General features: G+C 69.8%; 17 protein-coding genes. 12 read left to right on the top strand and 5 right to left on the bottom strand.

The annotated features are described in order from the left end of the window. Positions 1–3 precede the first annotated feature (3 nt). From ABT009_RS29445 to ABT009_RS29430, 4 genes are read left to right on the top strand one after another with little or no spacing between them, the layout of a single operon-like run. Positions 4–456: an FAS1-like dehydratase domain-containing protein gene (locus ABT009_RS29445; RefSeq protein ID WP_351301412.1), complete on the top strand. Its 453-nt coding sequence runs from the start codon at positions 4–6 to the stop codon at positions 454–456. Then, on the top strand, positions 453–875 hold the full coding sequence (locus tag ABT009_RS29440) for a MaoC family dehydratase (RefSeq protein WP_351301409.1): 423 nt from the start codon (positions 453–455) through the stop codon (positions 873–875). The genes ABT009_RS29445 and ABT009_RS29440 overlap by 4 nt, the downstream gene beginning before the upstream one ends. A 4-nt stretch (positions 876–879) precedes the next feature. After that, the gene (locus tag ABT009_RS29435; RefSeq protein ID WP_351301406.1) at positions 880–2,352 is read left to right on the top strand and encodes a class I adenylate-forming enzyme family protein; all 1,473 of its coding nucleotides are present in this window, start codon (positions 880–882) and stop codon (positions 2,350–2,352) included. Beyond that, positions 2,342–3,469 carry a serine hydrolase domain-containing protein gene (locus ABT009_RS29430; RefSeq protein WP_351301403.1) on the top strand — a complete coding sequence of 376 codons (1,128 nt, stop codon included), beginning with the start codon at positions 2,342–2,344 and terminating at the stop codon, positions 3,467–3,469. The genes ABT009_RS29435 and ABT009_RS29430 overlap by 11 nt, the downstream gene beginning before the upstream one ends. 65 nt (positions 3,470–3,534) lie before the next feature. Here ABT009_RS29430 and ABT009_RS29425 read toward each other — a convergent pair whose 3' ends face one another. Both ABT009_RS29425 and ABT009_RS29420 read right to left on the bottom strand, forming a co-directional pair. Then, entirely contained in the window at positions 3,535–4,716 is a 1,182-nt protein-coding gene (locus tag ABT009_RS29425; protein WP_351301400.1) for an amidohydrolase family protein, read from the bottom strand. A 112-nt stretch (positions 4,717–4,828) separates the two neighbouring features. Next, a complete protein-coding gene (locus tag ABT009_RS29420) occupies positions 4,829–5,632 on the bottom strand; it encodes a FadR/GntR family transcriptional regulator (RefSeq protein WP_351301397.1) in 804 nt (267 codons plus the stop codon). Positions 5,633–5,815: 183 nt separating this feature from the next. On the opposite strand from ABT009_RS29420, the gene ABT009_RS29415 reads away from it, so the two are divergent. Continuing rightward, the gene (locus ABT009_RS29415; protein WP_351301394.1) at positions 5,816–6,643 is read left to right on the top strand and encodes an enoyl-CoA hydratase-related protein; all 828 of its coding nucleotides are present in this window, start codon (positions 5,816–5,818) and stop codon (positions 6,641–6,643) included. Beyond that, positions 6,640–7,230: a DUF2889 domain-containing protein gene (locus ABT009_RS29410; protein ID WP_351301391.1), complete on the top strand. Its 591-nt coding sequence runs from the start codon at positions 6,640–6,642 to the stop codon at positions 7,228–7,230. Before ABT009_RS29415 ends, ABT009_RS29410 begins: the two co-directional genes overlap by 4 nt. A 39-nt stretch (positions 7,231–7,269) precedes the next feature. Here ABT009_RS29410 and ABT009_RS29405 read toward each other — a convergent pair whose 3' ends face one another. Beyond that, positions 7,270–8,631, bottom strand: coding sequence for a 6-phospho-beta-glucosidase (locus ABT009_RS29405; protein WP_351301388.1), 1,362 nt, complete (start codon positions 8,629–8,631; stop codon positions 7,270–7,272). Continuing rightward, positions 8,628–9,380 carry a DeoR/GlpR family DNA-binding transcription regulator gene (locus tag ABT009_RS29400; RefSeq protein WP_351301386.1) on the bottom strand — a complete coding sequence of 251 codons (753 nt, stop codon included), beginning with the start codon at positions 9,378–9,380 and terminating at the stop codon, positions 8,628–8,630. Before ABT009_RS29400 ends, ABT009_RS29405 begins: the two co-directional genes overlap by 4 nt. A gap of 347 nt (positions 9,381–9,727) precedes the next feature. On the opposite strand from ABT009_RS29400, the gene ABT009_RS29395 reads away from it, so the two are divergent. From ABT009_RS29395 to ABT009_RS29385, 3 genes are read left to right on the top strand one after another with little or no spacing between them, the layout of a single operon-like run. After that, positions 9,728–11,005: an extracellular solute-binding protein gene (locus tag ABT009_RS29395; protein ID WP_351301383.1), complete on the top strand. Its 1,278-nt coding sequence runs from the start codon at positions 9,728–9,730 to the stop codon at positions 11,003–11,005. A 1-nt stretch (position 11,006) separates the two neighbouring features. Further along, positions 11,007–12,062: a carbohydrate ABC transporter permease gene (locus tag ABT009_RS29390; protein WP_502989984.1), complete on the top strand. Its 1,056-nt coding sequence runs from the start codon at positions 11,007–11,009 to the stop codon at positions 12,060–12,062. A 50-nt stretch (positions 12,063–12,112) separates the two neighbouring features. Then, entirely contained in the window at positions 12,113–12,892 is a 780-nt protein-coding gene (locus ABT009_RS29385) for a carbohydrate ABC transporter permease (RefSeq protein WP_351301690.1), read from the top strand. 13 nt (positions 12,893–12,905) lie between these two features. Here the strand turns inward: ABT009_RS29385 and ABT009_RS29380 are convergent, their stop codons facing one another. Continuing rightward, positions 12,906–14,123 carry an acyl-CoA dehydrogenase family protein gene (locus ABT009_RS29380; RefSeq protein ID WP_351301380.1) on the bottom strand — a complete coding sequence of 406 codons (1,218 nt, stop codon included), beginning with the start codon at positions 14,121–14,123 and terminating at the stop codon, positions 12,906–12,908. 111 nt (positions 14,124–14,234) lie between these two features. Here ABT009_RS29380 and fabG point away from each other — a divergent pair, with 111 nt between their 5' ends. Genes fabG through ABT009_RS29365 form a run of 3 tightly spaced genes read left to right on the top strand, consistent with a single transcriptional unit; the run spans position 14,235 to position 17,686 of the window. Further along, positions 14,235–14,981, top strand: a complete 747-nt coding sequence (gene fabG, locus ABT009_RS29375) for a 3-oxoacyl-ACP reductase FabG (RefSeq protein ID WP_351301377.1) — start codon at positions 14,235–14,237, stop codon at positions 14,979–14,981. A gap of 30 nt (positions 14,982–15,011) precedes the next feature. Further along, entirely contained in the window at positions 15,012–16,262 is a 1,251-nt protein-coding gene (locus ABT009_RS29370) for an acetyl-CoA C-acetyltransferase (RefSeq protein ID WP_351301374.1), read from the top strand. Then, positions 16,262–17,686 carry an OB-fold domain-containing protein gene (locus ABT009_RS29365; protein WP_351301371.1) on the top strand — a complete coding sequence of 475 codons (1,425 nt, stop codon included), beginning with the start codon at positions 16,262–16,264 and terminating at the stop codon, positions 17,684–17,686. The genes ABT009_RS29370 and ABT009_RS29365 overlap by 1 nt, the downstream gene beginning before the upstream one ends. The last annotated feature ends 2 nt before the right edge of the window (positions 17,687–17,688 follow it).

Raw genomic sequence — 17,688 nt, 5'->3', positions numbered from 1 at the left:
ACGATGACAGGGCAGCCGTTCCCCGTCGAGGCCGGGCACATCATGATGTTCGCCCGCGCCATCGGCGACGAGAACCCGGCCTATCAGGGCGAGGGAGCGCTCGCACCGCCCACCTTCACCATGGCGAGCGCCCACTACGACCCGGACTACCACCTGAGGCCCAAACCGGACGAGGAGTGGTTCGGGTCCGGCCGCGGCCCCGGGGTGATGGCCGAGGGCGGCGGAGGGCTGCACGCCGAGCAGCACTTCGAGTACCACCGCCCGGTGCGCGCCGGCGAGACGCTCTACGCGCACACCGTCCCCGGACGCAGCTGGGAGAAGCAGGGCCGCACCGGCCGTCTGCTGTTCAGCGAGCGCATCACCGAGTACCGGGACGCCGACGGCGCACCGGTCGTCAGCGCCCGCACCGTGGCCGTCGTGCCCGAGGGCCCCGCAACCCGGAAGGACGCCCGATGAGCCTGAGCGTCGACGACGTCAAGGTCGGCGAGACCCGCGAGAGCGTCCTCGTCGAGGACCTGAAGCGCACCCGCATCGTGCAGTACGCCGGAGCATCCGGCGACTTCAACCCGCTGCACACCGACGAGAAGTTCGCCATCGAGGCTGCCGGATATCCCGGCGTTTTCGCCCACGGGATGCTGACGATGGGCATGACCGGGCGGGTCCTCACCGACTGGGTCGGCATCGAGTCGCTGCTGCGCTTCGGTGTGCGCTTCAAGGCCCAGGTCTGGCCCGGCGACACCCTGACTGCCACGGCCACCGCCGAGTCCATCGAGGACACACCGACCGGAGCGGTCGCCCACTTCTCCCTGCGCACCGTGAACCAGGACGGCGCCGAGGTGGTCACCGGCACCGCGGCGGTCCGCCTGGAGCCCTGAGCCGGTGGCCGGCGCGCAGGAGGCCGAGCGGGCAGACACCTGGACCGCCAGGGTCAGCCGCGCCTACGACCATTACCGTCCCGCCGTCCGGTTCGGCGACGCGTCCTGGACCGGACACGAGCTCCTCGACAGGGCGGGCGGCGCCGCCGACTGGCTGGACTCCCTCGGCCTCGAACCCGGCGCACCGGTGCCCGCACTGGTCGCCACCTCCGCCGACGCCCTCGCGCTGGTGATCGGCGGCGCCGGATCCGGCCACCCGCTGGCTCCGCTGGGCGTCCGCATGACCCCGTACGAGATCGCCACGGTGGTCAAGGCGACTCAGTCCCAAGTCATCGTGGCCCAAGGCGAGTTCGCCGACCTCGGCAGGGAGGTCGCCGAGCTGTCCGGCCGGCGGCTCACCGTCGTCCCCGAACTGCACGCGAGCGATCGGGCGCTGACCGCCGAGCCCGACGCGCTCGCCGCCGTCCTGCACACCTCCGGCACGACGGGCCTGCCCAAGCCCGTCCCCATGACGCAGCGGCGGCTCGCCGCCCGCGCCCGCGTCAACGGGCGGCTGTGCGCGCTCGACCCTGACAGCTTCTACGGCGGCAGCGCGCCCTTCCACCACATCGCGGGCCTCGGCAACATCGCCGTCGCCCTCGCCGCAGGCGCCCTGATCACCGGACTGCCCCGCTTCACCGTAGAGGGCTGGGCCCTGCTGCGGGAGCTCGGCACCACGCACACCAGCATGGTCCCGGCGATGCTGGAGACGCTGCTGGCGGCCGGCCAGGCCCGCAACGAAGCGCTGCGGGTCCTGCAGTACGGCGGCGCGCCCATCCGCCCGGAAACTCTGAAGCGGACGTACGACGCGATGCCCGGCGTCCGCATGCTCAACATGTTCGGACAGACCGAGGGATCCCCCATCAGCGTGCTCACCCCCGAGGACCACCGTGAGGCGGTCGCCGGGCGCACCGAGCTGCTGCGGTCCGTCGGACGGGCCGCTCCCGGCGTCGAGTTGTGCGTCCACGGCGCCGGTCCGGACGGGGCCGGTGAGATCCACGCCCGCGCCGACCACCTCTTCCGGGTCGACGCCGACGGCTGGCTGCACAGCGGCGACGTGGGCCGGGTGGCGGCCGACGGCTACCTCTATCTGTTGGGCCGGCGGAGCGACATGATCATCCGTGGTGGCGAGAACGTCCACCCCCTGGAGGTCGAGACGGTCCTGGCCGCGCATCCCGGCGTCGCGGACGTGGCGGTCACGGGCGCACCGGACGAGCGGCTCGGACAGACCGTCGTCGCTTTCGCCGTGCCGGCCGACCCCGACGCCCCGCCGGAACCGGCGGAGCTCAGGTCGTACGCCCGCGCCCGGCTGTCCGGGTTCAAGGTCCCCGTCCGCTGGTGGTTCGTGGACGACCTGCCGCGCAACGGCAACGGCAAGGTCGTACGGCGCAGCCTTCGGGAGCCGGCCACACGCGAAGGAGATACAAGTGACGCTTGACCACTCGGTCGTCGGCCCGGAGACCGTCGGCGTCGATCCGTACCGGCTGGACGTACTCCTGCGCCGGATCCGCCTGGAGGTGGACCACGGGCCGCTGCCGTCCGCCCAGGTCGCCGTCGCCCGGGGCGGCCGGCTGGTGGCCTTCGAGACCTGGGGCGACGCCGCCCCGGACACCCGGTACATCCTGCAGTCCGTCGGACGGTCGATCGTCGCGGGCGTCGTGTGGAAGCTGATCGGCGAAGGCCTGCTCGACATCGGTGAGCGAGTCGCCGCGATCATCCCGGAGTTCGCGCCGAACGGGAAGGAGACGGTGACGGTCGAGCAGGTGCTCACGCACACCGCCGGCTTCCCCTTCGCGCCGCTCGGCTACCCGAAGATGCTGGACCGGGACCAGCGGCTCACCGCGTTCGGCCGCTGGCGGCTCGACTACCCGCCGGGCAGCCGCTTTCAGTTCCATCTCACCTCGGCCGCCTGGCTGATCGCCGAGATCGTCGAGCGGCGTGCGGGCCTGGCCTTCGCCGAGTACCTGCACGAGCGGATCGTCCGGCCGCTGGGCCTGTCCTCGATAGAGCTCGGCGTCCCGGTCGACCGACAGCCCGCCACCGTCGCCCCGATGATCGCCACCGACCGCACGAGCGACGACCAGGAGGCCGACCCCTGGGGACCCTGGTATCTGTACGACCCGCGCGTACTGGCGGCGGGGGAGCCCAGCCACGCGCTGGTCGCCACCGCAGCCGATGTCGCGCTGTACTTCCAGGCGCTGGAGCACTCGGGCCTGTGGAAGCCGGAAGCGGTGGCCGAGGGCACCCGGATCCGGCTGACGGACCACCCGCATGGTGAGCAGATCTACGGGGGCGGCAGTGGCAGGCGTACCAGCATGGGGCTGTTCGTCACCGTGGCAGGCCCGGACGCGGGAAGCCAGCTGCCGTCCACCGGATCGCCCTCGCTGTTCGGCAGTGCCGGAGCCGCGTACCAGCTGGGCTTCATGGACCCGGAGACCGGCGTGTCCTTCGCCTGCCTGAGCAACGGTTACCCGCTCGCGGGCTACGACCACTCCCGGCGCGGCACGGCGCTGCTGACGAACCTGGCGAACCTCGCGGCCGACCTCGTCGACTGAGTCCTTGCTGACGTGGAGCGGGCCCGGTACCGACATAGGTACCGGGCCCGTTTCAGCTGCGTCGCTCAGCGGCTGATCAGCTGCTGAGCGTTGTTGTACATGATGTCGTCCTGGACCGACTCGTCGAGTTCCGAGAGGAGCTTGCGGTAGTCGGCCGGGTTGGCGATGCCCTCCGCGTGCGGGAAGTCGGAGCCCATCACGATGGACTCGTGGTATCCAAGGCGCTTCACCAGGCCCGGGATGTCGTCCTCCGGGTAGGGCACCACGCGGATGTGCTTACGGAAGATCTGGCTGGGGCGCTCGTCCAACTGGCCGCCGATCCAGGGTCCGTTGCGGCCCATGCCCCGGCTCTTGTCCATGTGGCGGACGAAGTGCGGCACCCATTCGGCGCCGAACTCGGACACCAGGACGTTGATGTCGGGGAAGCGCCCGAAGAGGTTGTCGAAGATCAGCGCCGACAGCGTCTCCTCGATCGGGCGCTGGCCGTAGGTGTTCATCCACTGCCATGCGGACATCCGGAAGTGGATCGGGCTCGCGTCGTGGCCCCAGGCCGGGGCGACGTTCGAGTTGTAGTAGAACTCGCTGATGTGGAAGCAGACGCTGGCCTTGGCCTCGTTGACCAGCTTCCAGAACGGGTCGAAGTACGGGTCGCCCGGTGAGCGGCCGTACTGGGGCCCGGTCGGCAGCATGATGAACCGGGCACCCTGCTCCAGGACGTACTCCAGCTCCTTGACCGCATGGTCCAGGTCGCGCAGGGACAGCAGGGCGGGGGAGTAGATACGGTCCTGGTGGTTGAAGCCCCACACCTCGTTCATGTAGCGGTTGAACGAGTGGTAGTTGGCGTAGAGCGGCTCGACGCCCCGCACATACTCCTCGGCGACCAGCGCCCAGCCGCCCGGGTACATGATCGTCTGGTCGAGGCCCTGCTCGTCCATGATGCGCAGCCGGGCATCGCGGTTCTGGTACGCCTCGTGCATCGGCTCGAACTGGTACGTCTCGTCGGGGTTGCCCGACGCCATCGCCTTGAGCATCTCCTTGAGCGAACCGGGCCGGTAGACCTGCCCGAACTCCGGCTCGAGGCAGACGACGATCCGGTCCCCGGCGAGGATGACCTCGCGGCCGTCCGGCAGTGTCACCGGGGCGACTGCCTGCCCGAGGAACTCCTTCGGGAGATAGCGGGTGAACGAATCCCGCTCCTCGTACATGTGCTGGTCGCAGTCGAAGATGCGCTTGCGCTGTTCGGCCATGGCCGTCGCCTCCGGACCCCAGAGCTATTCAGTACGCCTCCTATAATTATCTAACTGTTTCGAGGCTGCAAGAGGTGATGGCGATATGGCTCGGAGGTGTTTGGCCTGCCGGTCAGTCGATGAGTTCGAGCACCGTCTTGGGTCCGGCCGCGTTCACGACGTCGTCGGCGCCCGAGATGTGGCGCTGCCACAGCTTCTCGGCCTCGTCCGCCTTGCCGGCCTCGATCAGGCCGACCAGCCGCACATGGGCCCGGTGCCCCTTGAGGGCCTGCGTCTTCTGGGCCTCGGCGTCGGTGGCCGCCGCGGTGTACGAGGCGTTGGCGCGGTCGATGATGTTGCGCAGCATGCCGCAGAGGAGGATCAGGGTCTGGTTCCCTGTGAGTTCGACCAGCAGGGCGTGGAAGGTGTCCTGTGCCTCCACGAGGGCGAGGGGGTCGTCCAGGACGGTCTTCTCGGCGGCCACCGCGTCACGCAGCCGCTTGATGTCGTCTGCATTGTGCTTGGTGGCGAGTTGGCGCGCGCAGGGCGGCTCGATGAGGGACGCCGCGCGATAGACGTCGCCCAGCGTGGCCCCGCGGTACTCGAGGATCAGCCCCGCGAAGCGGGCGGCGACATCGGCGTCCGGGGCGCTCACCCGGGCGCCGCCGTGAGCTCCGCGGCGCACAGTGATCAGGGACTCCGATTCCAGGACGCGGAACGCCTCGCGCAGGGTCGGCCGCGAGATGCCGAACTGCTCCATCAGCCCTGACTCAGGCGGCAGCGCGTCGCCGGGCTTCAGCTCGCCCCGTACGATCTGGCGGCGAAGGTGCCCGGCGACCAGTTCGGCGGTCTTCGGCACGCGTACCTGGCGTCCGACGCGGGTGTGGGCGGGGGCGGGCACGGTCGGCGTCTGTGCTGCGCGGGCTGCCTCGGCCACGGTGGGGTCTCCTCGTATATAGCAAAATGAATCTGCTTAGTGCATCGAGGGTACCAGGTCAAGGGTCGAGTGATCAGTGCTCCGGCGTGATGTCACTGGTCTCGTGGTGGCCCTTGGGGTGGCCCTTGGTATATAGATGATTCATCTAGCTATAAACCGACGGGCCTCGTGGGAGTGACCTCGATGACCGAGAACCCGACCCCGGTGATCCTCACCGACCTCACCGACGACGGGGTCCTGCTGCTCACCCTGAACCGGCCCGAGCGGCACAACGCCTGGACCCTGGAGATGGAGCTGCTCTACAACGAGCTGTTCGACAGCGCCGAGACGGATCCCCGGGTACGGGCCGTGGTGCTCACCGGCGCCGGACGCAGCTTCTGTCCGGGGATGGACATGAGCGTGCTGGACGGAGCGTCTTCCGGCGCCAGCCCGTGGCCGACCGACAAGCTGCCGCCGCGCACCCGGCCCATGTCCTTCCCGAAGCCCGTCGTGGCGGCCGTCAACGGCGCCTGCGCGGGCATCGGGTTCAACCAGGCGCTGATGTGCGACGTGCGTTTCGCGGTGCCGGAGGCGAAGTTCGCCGCCGCGTTCAGCGCACGCGGCCTCGTGGCCGAGGACGGGGTGTCGTGGATCCTGCCCCGGCTCGTCGGATACGGGCACGCCAGTGATCTGCTGCTGTCCTCGCGCCGGATCACCGGGACGGAGGCTCTGACGATGGGCCTGGTCAACCGCCTCGTCGAGCCGGAGAACCTGCTTCCGACCGCGATCGCGTACGCGACGGAACTGGCCCGCTCGGCCAGCCCGTATGCGATGTCCCTCATCAAGCGGCAGCTCGCCGACGACCAGTCGAGGACCTTCACCGAGAGCCGCGACAGCGCGGCCGCGCTGCTGGCCACGGCGAAGCGCGCCCCCGACTACCGCGAGGGCGTGCGCAGCTTCATCGAGCGCCGCCAACCGGAGTTCGCGGCGCTGGGGCAGGACCCGGCACTCCAGGAAAAGGCCTCGTCATGACGCGCTCAGAACTCCCGATCCACCGCCGTACGATCACCGTCACCGCATACGAGGAGGACGGCGACGAGATCTCGGTCGAGGCGGAGCTGCGCGACGAGCGTCCTTGGGAGGAGCCGCCGGGCGGCGTCGTCCACCGGATGGTGCTCGCGGTGCGGATTCGCCTCGCGGACATGGTGATCGTGGGCGCCGATGCGGATATGCGGACCTTCCCGCACGCCGAGTGCCCGCTGATCACCCCGGCCTTCGACGGCCTGGTGGGACTCAGTGTGGCCGCCGGATACAACCGGGCGATCCAGGAACGGTTCCGCGGGCTGTCCGGCTGCTCGCACCTCTACGAGCTGGCCCGTGTGCTCGGGCCCGCCGTCGTACAGACGGCCATCTCGGCGCGCGCACGGCGCCGGGCCGCCGGCAAGGCGACCCACGACCCGCGCTCCACCGCGGGCGTGTTGAACAGCTGCCACATCTGGGCGCCCGACGGAGTGGGCCTGCGCAAGCTGGACGCGGGCTGGCGGCCCGGCACCGGACCGCGCCCGGTGCCGCTGCTGGAGATCTTCGAGGGGCGGGAGCCGAGCCCGTCCGGCTCCTGAGGACGAGCCCGAAGGGCTCCCCGGGGTTCGGGCGGCGGCTCAGCGACCCAGGTAGGCGAGTTCGGGGAAGTGGCGCTGGTAGGCATCCAGCAGGCGCCTGGCGACGGCGTACGAGTCGATCAGCGGGTGGATGGTCAGCGCCCGGACCGCGTGGGCGCGGTCGCCGGTGGCGGCGGCACGGATGACCGCACGTTCGACCGCCTTCACCGAGCACACCAGGCCCGTGCCGTGGTCGGGCAACGCGGCTCCGGCGATGGGGTGGGCGCCGTTGGCGTCCACGTGGCAGGGGACCTCGATGACGGCGTCGTCGTCGAGGACGGGGATCCGGCCGCGGTTGCGGACGTTGAGGATGAGGGCGGCACGCTCGTCCAGGGCGATGGCCCGCATCAGGGCGAGGGCCACCTGCTCGTAGCCGCCGGATTCCAGGTCGCAGGAGTCGCGTTCGCCCATGCCGACGGCGTCGCGGTTCTCGGCCATGTACGTGGTCTCACGCTCCAGGCGCGTGGCGTCCCAGGCGGTCCAGGCGGCGCGGGGTGCGGGCGAAGCCGCGTCGGCAGTGCTCATGGAGTCGTAGAAGCGCTGCTGCTGGGAGTGGAGGAAGGCGCCCCGGGTCTGCTCGGCGGCCCGCGCGGAGCCGACCGACTCGCGGTTGAAGTAGTAGTAGTGCAGGTATGCGTTGGGCAGCGCGCCGAGTGTGCGCAGCAGGTCGGCGCCGAAGAGCTTGCCCTCCTCGAAGGAGGTCAGCGCGGTCTCGTCCTCGAACAGGGACGGCAGCTGGTCCCGGCCGTCGGCGTACAGGCCGCACAGCCAGCCCAGATGGTTGAGGCCCACGTAGTCCAGGCGGATGCGCGCCGGGTCGACGCCGAGCGCCCCGGCCACGCGGCGGCCGAGGCCGACCGGGTCGTCGCAGATCCCGATCACACGGTCGCCGAGGTGGGCGGTCATGGCCTCGGTGACCATGCCGGCGGGGTTGGTGAAGTTGATGACCCAGGCGTCGGGCGCCAGGGCGGCGATGCGGCGGGCGATCTCGAGCGCCACCGGGATGGTGCGCAGCCCGTACGAGATGCCGCCCGCACCGACTGTCTCCTGCCCCAGTACGCCTTCCTCCAGGGCGATGCGCTCGTCCGCAGCGCGTCCGGCGAGCCCGCCGACACGGATGGCGGAGAACACGAAGTCGGCTCCGGCGACCGCCTCGTCCAGGTCGGTGGTGACGGTGACGGTGGGCGGGTCCGGGTACCCGGCCGCCTGGTCGGCGAGGACCTTGCGGATGGTCGTCAGCCGGGAGGAGTCCAGGTCGTACAGGGTCACATCGGTGACGCGTCCTTCGCCGCGGTCGCCCAGCAGCGCCCGGTAGACCAGCGGGACCCGGAAGCCGCCGCCCCCCAGGATCGTGAGTCTCATACTTCGACCACCTCAACTCCCGCCTCGCGCAGTCGGCTGCAGGTCTTCTCGTCCGCCGGTGCGTTGGTCACCACGACGTCGAGCTCCTCCGGCCCGCACACCCGGGCCATTCCGGTGCCGGGGAACTTGCCCGCGTCAGCCAGCAGGACCACCTGGCCGCTCGCGGCGATCATCGCCCGTTTCACGGGCACCTCGACGGCGGTGGTGTCCAGCACCTGGCCGTCGGGGCGGATCCCGCTGGTGCCGAGGAACAGCCGGTCGGCGTGGACCTGCCGGAGGTTGTCCTCGGTGAGGAACCCGACCAGCGAGCGGTAGTCGCGCCGCACCATGCCGCCCAGCAGGATCAGTTGGACGTCCTTGTCGTCCTGCAGCTCCTCGTAGACCGCCAGGTTGCTGGTGATCACGGTCAGGGACCGGCCGTGCAGATGGCGGGCCACCCGGTGGGCCGTGGTGCCGATGTCGAGCAGCACCGTCTCGCCGTCCCTGACCAGATCGGCGCACCAGGCGGCCAGAGCGTCCTTGGCCTCGGCCCGGACCGCGGCAACGTCGGCGAACGGGTCGTCCTCACCGTCGAGGGGGATGGCGCCGCCGTAGACCCGCTTGAGCAGCCCCTCGTCCTCAAGTTGCACGAGATCGCGCCGGATCGTGGCCTGGCTGGTCCCGACCTTCTCGGCCAGGGAGACCACCGTGGTGGGCCCCTCCGCGCGCAGGACACGCAGGATCAGCTGATGTCTTCGGTCAGGGAGCATGCCGCTGACCATACTCGCCAACTCGCCAAACTCAAGCAAAGTCGCGCATGAATGTCTCGATTGCTGCCTGACCCTTGTCAAACTCGCGCACCGGGTGCACTCTCTTGCGTAATTCGGAGCCAGGCCCGGACCCCACTCCGGTCGGTCGAAGCGGATGAACGGCGCACCCCGCCGCCACGGACGCGTCGGCACCGTCCGAGAGGACCAGGTCACAAGCCCCCGGGCAGCTGGACGCGTTCGCGTGACACCGATGCTCCTCAGCGACCCGGTCCTCGCCGCGCCCGCCGCCCGCCGTAGCCCACGACTCACAGGTCCTTGCCGGACACGCCGAAAACTAGGAGAAGATCGTGGACCTTTCCCGCAGACGATTCCTTCAGGCCGCCGTACTGACAGCCGCCGCGGCCGGCGCCACCGCAGCGTGCGGCGGCGGCGCCGCGTCGAGCGGCAGCAAGGACGACAAGAACCTGACCTTCTGGTACTGGGCCGGCGGCCTGAGCGACAAGGTCGTCGCGGACGCCAAGAAGCACTTCTCCGACGTCACCCTGAAGACCTCCGTGATCGGCGGCGACTTCAAGACCAAGCTGCTCACCGGCCTGAAGGCCGCTCAGTCCGCCCCGGACATAACCGGCATAAAGGGCGAAGACATCGCCTCCTTCCTGCCCAACGCAAACCGCTTCATCGACCTGCACACACTCGGCGCGGACAAGCTGGCCCCCCAGTACCTGTCCTGGAAGCTGAAGCAGGCCACCACCCAGGACGGCAAGCTCATCGGCTTCCCCATCGACATCGGCCCCTGCGCCATGTACTACCGCGAGGACCTCTTCAAGAAGGCGGGCCTGCCCACCGATCCGGCTAAGGTCTCGTCCGAGCTCTCCACCTGGGACGACTACTTCAAGGCCGGCGTCGAACTGCACAAGGCCGTCCCGAAGACCTACCTGATCAACAACATCGGCGCCATCTTCACGATGCTGATCGGCCAGGGCACCCAGCGGTTCATCGACGAGGACAACAAGTTCATCGGCGACCAGGACCACATCCGCACCGCCTGGACCACCGCCGTGAAGCCCTACACCCTCGGCATCGACGCCAAGATCAACGACAACACGTGGAACGCCGCGATCGGCAACGGCACCCTGGGTACCGAACTGGGCGCGGCCTGGCACGCCTTGGACATCACGAACGCCGCCCCGGGCACCAAGGGCAAGTGGCGGGTGGCGAGCCTGCCGAGCGGGCCGTCCAACCTCGGCGGGTCCTTCCTGGCCATCCCCGCGACCAGCGGCAACCCCGAAGAGGCCTTCAAGATCATCACCTGGATCCTCAACCCCGAGAACCAGGCCCGCGGCTTCACCGACGCGGCCCTGTTCCCGACCGCCCCGGCCGCGTACAAGCTGCCGGCGCTGACCGGAGGCGACGCCTTCTTCGGCGGTCAGAAGACCATCGAGATCTTCGGTCCGGCGGCCGAGAAGATCCCCAGCGCCTACGAGGCCCCGGCGGACGCGGCGGTCTCGGCCGCCTACTTCAACGAACTGACCAACATCGAGGCCAAGGGCAAGGACCCCGACACCGCCTGGAAGGACGCGGTCAGCCAGGCCAAGCAGATCGCCCAGCGGCAGGGAGTGAAGTGACATGTCGTCAAGCCCGGTAGCCGGCCCGGCCCCCACCGGTCCGTCCTCGGGACCCGTCACCGGACCCGCCGGGCAGCCGGACCCGGACCGCCGCCGCGGTCCGGGGCGCTCCGGTCGCCGGGTCCGGCCGGTGTCGGCCGGGGCCCGGCGCGGGCCGCGACGCGGGATCGCCAGGCACTGGCCGCAGTACCTGGCGGTCTCGCCGTACTACCTGATCTTCTCGGTCTTCATGCTGTTCCCGATGCTCTACACCGTGTATCTGGCGTTCCAGAAGTGGGACGGCATCGGGCAGGTCCAGTTCGTCGGGCTCCAGCAGTTCCGGTTCCTGTGGGACGACCCGGTGTTCTGGATGTCCCTCCGCAACACCCTGGTGATCTGGGTGCTGTCCACCGTGCCGATGCTCTTCATGGCGCTGGTGCTGGCCGTGCTGGTGAACTCGACCCGGCGCTTCACGAGCTTCTACCGGGTCGCGTTGTTCATCCCCAGCATCACCTCGCTGGTGGCCATCGCGATCTTCTTCGGCGCGATCTTCAGCAACAACTTCGGCCTGATCAACGCCATCCTGAAGGCGATGCACCTGTCGGCCGTGCCATGGCTGAGCAACGAGTGGACGATCAAGCTGGTGATCGCGGCGCTCATGACCTGGCAGTGGACCGGCTACAACGCCATCATCTACCTGGCCGGCCTCCAGGCGATCCCCTCGGAGCTCTACGAGGCCGCCAGGATGGACGGGGCCGGGTCGGCGCGGATCTTCTTCAGCATCACGATCCCGATGCTGCGGCCCATCATTCTGTTCACCGTGGTGATCTCCACCGTCACCGGCCTGCAGAGCTTCACCGAACCCCAGGTGCTGTTCGGCAGCGACGCGTCCACCAATCCCAACTCCGGCGGGCCGGGCCAGGCGGGTCTGACCACGCTGCTGTACTTCTACCACCAGGCCTTCGACAACAACGACTTCGGCTATGCCGCCGCGATCGTCTGGGCCTTCTTCCTGCTGATCCTGCTCATCGTCGTCATCAACTGGCGCCTGGTGCAGCGTAAGGAGCGACGGCCGTGAACAGCCTGAACCGCAAGCGCTTCCGGGGCCTGAGCGTCCATCTCATCCTCATGACCTGTGTCGTCATCTCGGTGTTCCCGTTCTACTGGATCATCGTCATGGCGACCAACACCTCGCAGGACATCTACCGCTACCCGCCCAAGCTGTGGTTCGGCGACAACCTGCTGACCAACATCCAGCACCTGTTCGCCAAGATGGACTTCTTCGGATCACTGCTCAACACGGTGATCGTGGCGGTCTGTACGACGCTGCTGGTGCTGTTCTTCGACTCGCTCGCGGCCTTCGCCTTCGCCAAGTACGAATTCCCCGGCAAGAAGTTCCTGTTCGGCCTGCTGCTCGCGATGTACATCCTGCCGACCCAACTGGCGATCATCCCGCAGTACGAGATCATGATGCAGCTGGGCTGGCTGGGCACGCTCAAGGCGCTCATCGTTCCCGCCGCCGCCAACGCCTTCGGCATCTTCTGGATGCGCCAGTACACCAGCACCGGCGTCCCGGACGAACTTTTGGACGCGGCCCGGATCGAGGGCGCCGGGTTCTTCCGTCAGTACTGGCACGTAGTGCTGCCGTGCGTCCGCCCCGCCCTGGCCTTCCTCGGTATCTACACCTTCATCGCCGCCTGGAACGACTACATCCTCCCGCTGGTGATGCTGGTCGACCCCAGCCGGCTCACCCTCCAGGTGGCGCTGGCGCAGCTGTACGCGGGCCACTCCACCGACTACAGCATGGTGATGTCCGGAGTGCTGCTGGCGGTCATCCCGCTGGTGCTGATGTTCACCTTCTTCGCCCGCGGTTTCATCGCCGACGCCACCAAGGGCGCCCTGCGCTGACGACAGCGGGCGATCAGGCCCTGGGCTCGCGTGGCAGCCCGAGCACCTTCTCCGCGAGGATGTTCCGCTGCACCTGCGACGTCCCCGCGTAGATCGTGCCCGATCGGGCGATCAGATACGTCGTCGACCAGGACCCCGAGGAGTTCGCCGCCCCGGGGTCGTCGGTGCGGTACGTACGCAGGGGCGGCCGCCCGACCGGCACCTGGCCGTGCAGGCCCATGATGTCCATCGCCAGGTCGGTGACCTTGGTGTGGTACTCGCTCCAGTACAGCTTGGCGATCGACGACTCGGGACCGGGCTCGGCGCCCTTGAGCCAGCCGGTGAGGATGCGGTAACCGAGATAGCGCATGATCTCGACCTTGGACCAGCACCAGGCGATCCGCTGACGGATGACCGGGTCCTGGTCCTTGCCGTACAGGCGCGCCAGTTCGACGAGGCGCTCCACCTCGGCCTTGAACAGGATCGGGTTGGTCGCCGCCTCCTCGCCGCGCTCCACGCCCAGCAGGCTCTGGGCGACCGTCCAGCCGTTGTCGACGCCGCCGATGACGAGGTCGGCCCGCGTACGGGCTCCGTTGAAGAAGACCTCGTTGAAGTGCAGCTGGCCGCTCATCATGCGGAACGGGCGCACCTCGACGCCGGGCTGGTCGAGCGGGACGAGGAGGAAGGAGATGCCGCGGTGCCTGGGGGCGTCGCGGTTCGTACGGGCCAGGACGAAGATCCAGTCGCTGTGGTGGGCGCCGGAGGTCCACACCTTCTGGCCGTCGATCACCCAGTCGTCGCCCTCGCGCACGGCTCGCGTGGTGAGCGAGGCGAGGTCCGAGCCCGCATCCGGCTCCGAGTACCCCTGGCACCAGGTGTCCTCGCCGCTGAGGATGCGCGGGAGGAAGTGGCTCTTCTGGTCCTCTGTGCCCCAGCGCATCAGCGTGTTCGCCAGCATCTTCACGCCGAAGGTGTCCTGTGGCAGGCCGAACGGCACACCGGCCAGGGCCAGTTCCTCCATCAGGACGACCTGGTGCAGCTTGGAGAGGCCGCGGCCGCCGTACTGCTCGGGCCAGGTGAGGGACAGGTAACCCCGCTCGGCGAGCTGCCGGCGCCAGTCGCGGGCGAAGGCCCAGGCGTCTTCCTCGTCGAGGGCGCCGATGCCGCTCCAGTCGGTCGGCAGTGCCTCGGAGAGGAAGCCCTTGACCTCGGTACGGAACGCCTCGGTCTCCTTGGGATAGCTGATGTCCACCTCTGCTGCCTCCTCTTTCCGAGGCTCGTGCGGCCCCTCGCCATGTTGATAGTTACAGTGTAATAGGTTATCTATTTTAGAGGAATAGCGGCGAGCCAGGGGCGGGCTGACATGGGACTGCTGGACGGCCGGAACGCGGTGATCACCGGCGGCGCGCAGGGCATCGGCTTCGAGATCGCCGGTGTACTCGGTGGCGAAGGCGCTTCCGTCGTCATCGGCGACATCAACGAGGACGCCGCGGCGGAAGCCGCCGAACGTCTTGCCAAGAACGGTGTGGCCGCCACCTCGCTGCGCTGCGATGTCACCGACGAGGACGAGGTCGCCGCCCTCATCGCCCACTGCACCGACGCCTTCGGACCGGTCGGCGTCATGGTCAACAACGCCGGAATCACCCGGGACGCGACCCTCCGCAAGATGGCACTCGCCGACTTCCGTGCCGTCGTCGACGTCCACCTCACAGGCGCCTGGAACGGCACCCGGCACGCCGCCGAGGCGATGCGCGCCCACGGACAGGGCGGCAGCATCGTCAACATCTCCTCCATCGCCGGCAAGGTCGGCAACTTCGGGCAGACGAACTACAGCGCCGCCAAGGCCGGACTCGTCGGGCTCACCAAGGCGTCCGCCAAGGAACTGGCCCGGACCGGGATCCGGGTCAACGCCGTGCAGCCCGGCCTCATCCGCACCGCGATGACCGAGGCGATGCCCCAGGCGGCCTGGGACGCGAAACTCGCCGAGATCCCCATAGCCCGCGCGGGCGAACCCGCCGAGGTCGCCCAGGTCGTCCTCTTCCTCGCCTCCGACATGGCGAGCTACATCACCGGAGCCGTGATCGAGGTGACCGGCGGCCGGTACATGTGACGACCGTTCCCCTCAAGAAAGGCGTGATCGATGACGGCCCTGCTGCGTGACGCGGTGATCTGCGAACCCGTGCGTACTCCCGTCGGTGACTACGGCGGTGTCTTCCGCGATGTGACGGCGGCCGAACTGGCGGCCACGGTTGTACGTGCCGTGCTGGAGCGCACGGGGGTACCGGCCGCCGCCGTGGACGACGTCCTGCTGGGCCAGTGCTATCCCAACGGCGAGGCGCCGGCCATCGGCCGCGTGGCGGCCCTGGACGCGGGTCTTCCGGTGGAGGTGCCGGGGCTCCAGATCGACCGTCGCTGCGGCTCCGGGCTGCAGGCGATCATCACGGCGGCGATGCAGGTACAGACCGGCGCGAGCGACCTCGTGCTCGCGGGTGGCGTGGAGTCCATGAGCCAGGCCGAGTTCTACACCACCGACGTCCGGTGGGGCGTACGCGGCGCGGGTACCACGCTGCACGACCGGCTGGCCCGCGGCCGGGTCACGTCGGGCGGGGCCAACCACCCGGTGCCCGGGGGCATGCTGGAGACGGCTGAGAACCTGCGCCGGGAGTACGCCATCCCGCGTGAGGAGCAGGACCGGCTGGCCCTGCGCTCGCACGAGAAGGCCGTCGCGGCCCAGCGGGAGGGCCGGTTCGCCGACGAGATCGTGCCGGTCACCGTGCGGACCCGGAAGGACGAGACGGTCGTCGACACCGACGAACACCCGCGGCCGGACTCGTCGTTGGAGAAGCTCGCGAAGCTGCGTCCCGTGCTCGGGCGCCAGGATCCGGAGGCGACCGTCACGGCCGGGAACGCCAGCGGGCAGAACGACGGCGCCGCGGTGTGCATCGTGACCCATCCCGAGCGGGCGGCCGAGCTGGGGCTGCGCCCGCTGGGTCGGCTGGTTTCCTGGGCTGTCGTGGGGGTGCCGCCGGAGACGATGGGGATCGGCCCGGTGCCCGCGACGGCCAGGGCGCTGGAGCGGGCGGGGCTGAAGCTCGCCGACGTGGACCTGATCGAACTCAACGAGGCCTTCGCCGCCCAGGTGCTGGCCTGCACCCGCGAATGGGCCCTGACCGAGGCCGACTTCGAGCGGTTCAACGTCAACGGCTCCGGCATCTCGTTGGGCCACCCCGTAGGGGCAACCGGTGGCCGCATCCTCGCCACCCTGCTGCGCGAACTGGACCGCCGCCAGGCCCGCTACGGCCTCGAGACCATGTGCCTCGGTGGAGGTCAGGGCCTGGCCGCGGTCTTCGAACGGCCGACGGACGCACACAACGCTCATGGAGGACGCTGATGGCCGGACTGATCGCATACGGCGCCTACGTGCCGTACCACCGCCTCGCCCGGGCCGATGTCGCCGCAACCCTCGGCACGCCGGCGGCCCGCGGCACGCGCGCGGTCGCGGGCTACGACGAGGACACCACGTCCATGGCCGTCGAGGCGGTCCGCGGCGCCCTGGCCCGCGACGGCCTGCGCCCCCGCGTCGGCCAGCTATTCCTCGCCACCGCCGCGCCCGCCTACCTGGACAAGACGAACGCGACCGCCGTCCATGCCGCGCTCGGCCTCGACGAGCACGTGCTCGCCGCCGACATGGCCGGCTCCGTCCGCTCCGGCCTCGGTGCCCTGGTGACCGCCGCCCGCTCCTCGGTCCCGACCCTTGCGGTCCTGTCCGATCTGCGCACCGGCCTGCCCGGCGGCGCCGACGAGGTCGCGGGCGGCGACGGCGCCGCGGCGTTCGTATTCGGCGGCCACCGCAACGGAGCCCCCGTCATTGCGGAACTGCTCGCCCACGACACGGTCAGCGACGAGATCCTCGACCGCTGGCGCCTGCCGGGCGCGTCCGCATCCCGGGTCTGGGAGGAGCGTTTCGCCGAGGAGATCTACGTATCGCTGGCGGGCAAAGCGCTCAGCGCGGCCCTCGAACAGGCGGGTCTCGACATCGGATCGATTGACCACTTCGTGGTCTCCGGCCTGCACGCGCGCGCGTGCGCGGCGGTACGGCGCACGGCCGGTGCCCGGCCCGAGGCGGTGACCCCGGACCTCACCGGTGCGATCGGCAACGCCGGCACCGCCCAGCCCGGCCTGCTCCTCGCCGACGTCCTCGACCGCGCCCGGCCCGGCGAGACCATCGCGCTGGTCGTGCTCGGCGACGGCGCGAGCGTGCTGCTGCTGCGCACCACCGACGCACTGCCGGCACACCGCAGCGCCCGCCCGGTCGCCGCCCAGATCGCCGCGGGCAGCGCGCCGATGCCGTACGCCACCTACCTCTCCTGGCGCGGCCTCCTCGACCGAGAACCGCCCCGCCGACCGGACCCCGAGCCGCCGTACGCCCCGCCCGCACACCGCCGCACCGGCTGGAAGTACGGCTTCGTGGCCTCCCGTTGTGAGAAGTGCGGCACCAGGCATCTGCCGCCGGACCGGGTCTGCGCCTCGTGCCACGCCGTCGACGCGATGACCGACGAGCCGATGGACGCTGTGCGCGGCACGGTGGCGACGTTCACGGTGGACCGGCTGGCCCACACACCGAGCCCGCCGATGCTGGTCGTGGTCGTCGACTACGACGGCGGCGGCCGGTTCCGCTGCCAGCTGACCGACGCGACCGAGGCCGACGCCGTCATAGGCGCCCGGGTGGAGATGACCTTCCGGCGCACGGTCACCGCGTCCGGCATCCACAACTACTTCTGGAAGGCCCGGCCGGTGCGGCTGGGCGACGGCTGAGG

The organism is Streptomyces sp. NPDC002896, assembly GCF_040295225.1.
Taxonomy (GTDB): Bacteria; Actinomycetota; Actinomycetes; order Streptomycetales; family Streptomycetaceae; genus Streptomyces.
Note: the sequence above shows the minus strand (reverse complement) of the source record. Positions and strands in the feature narration are given on the sequence as shown.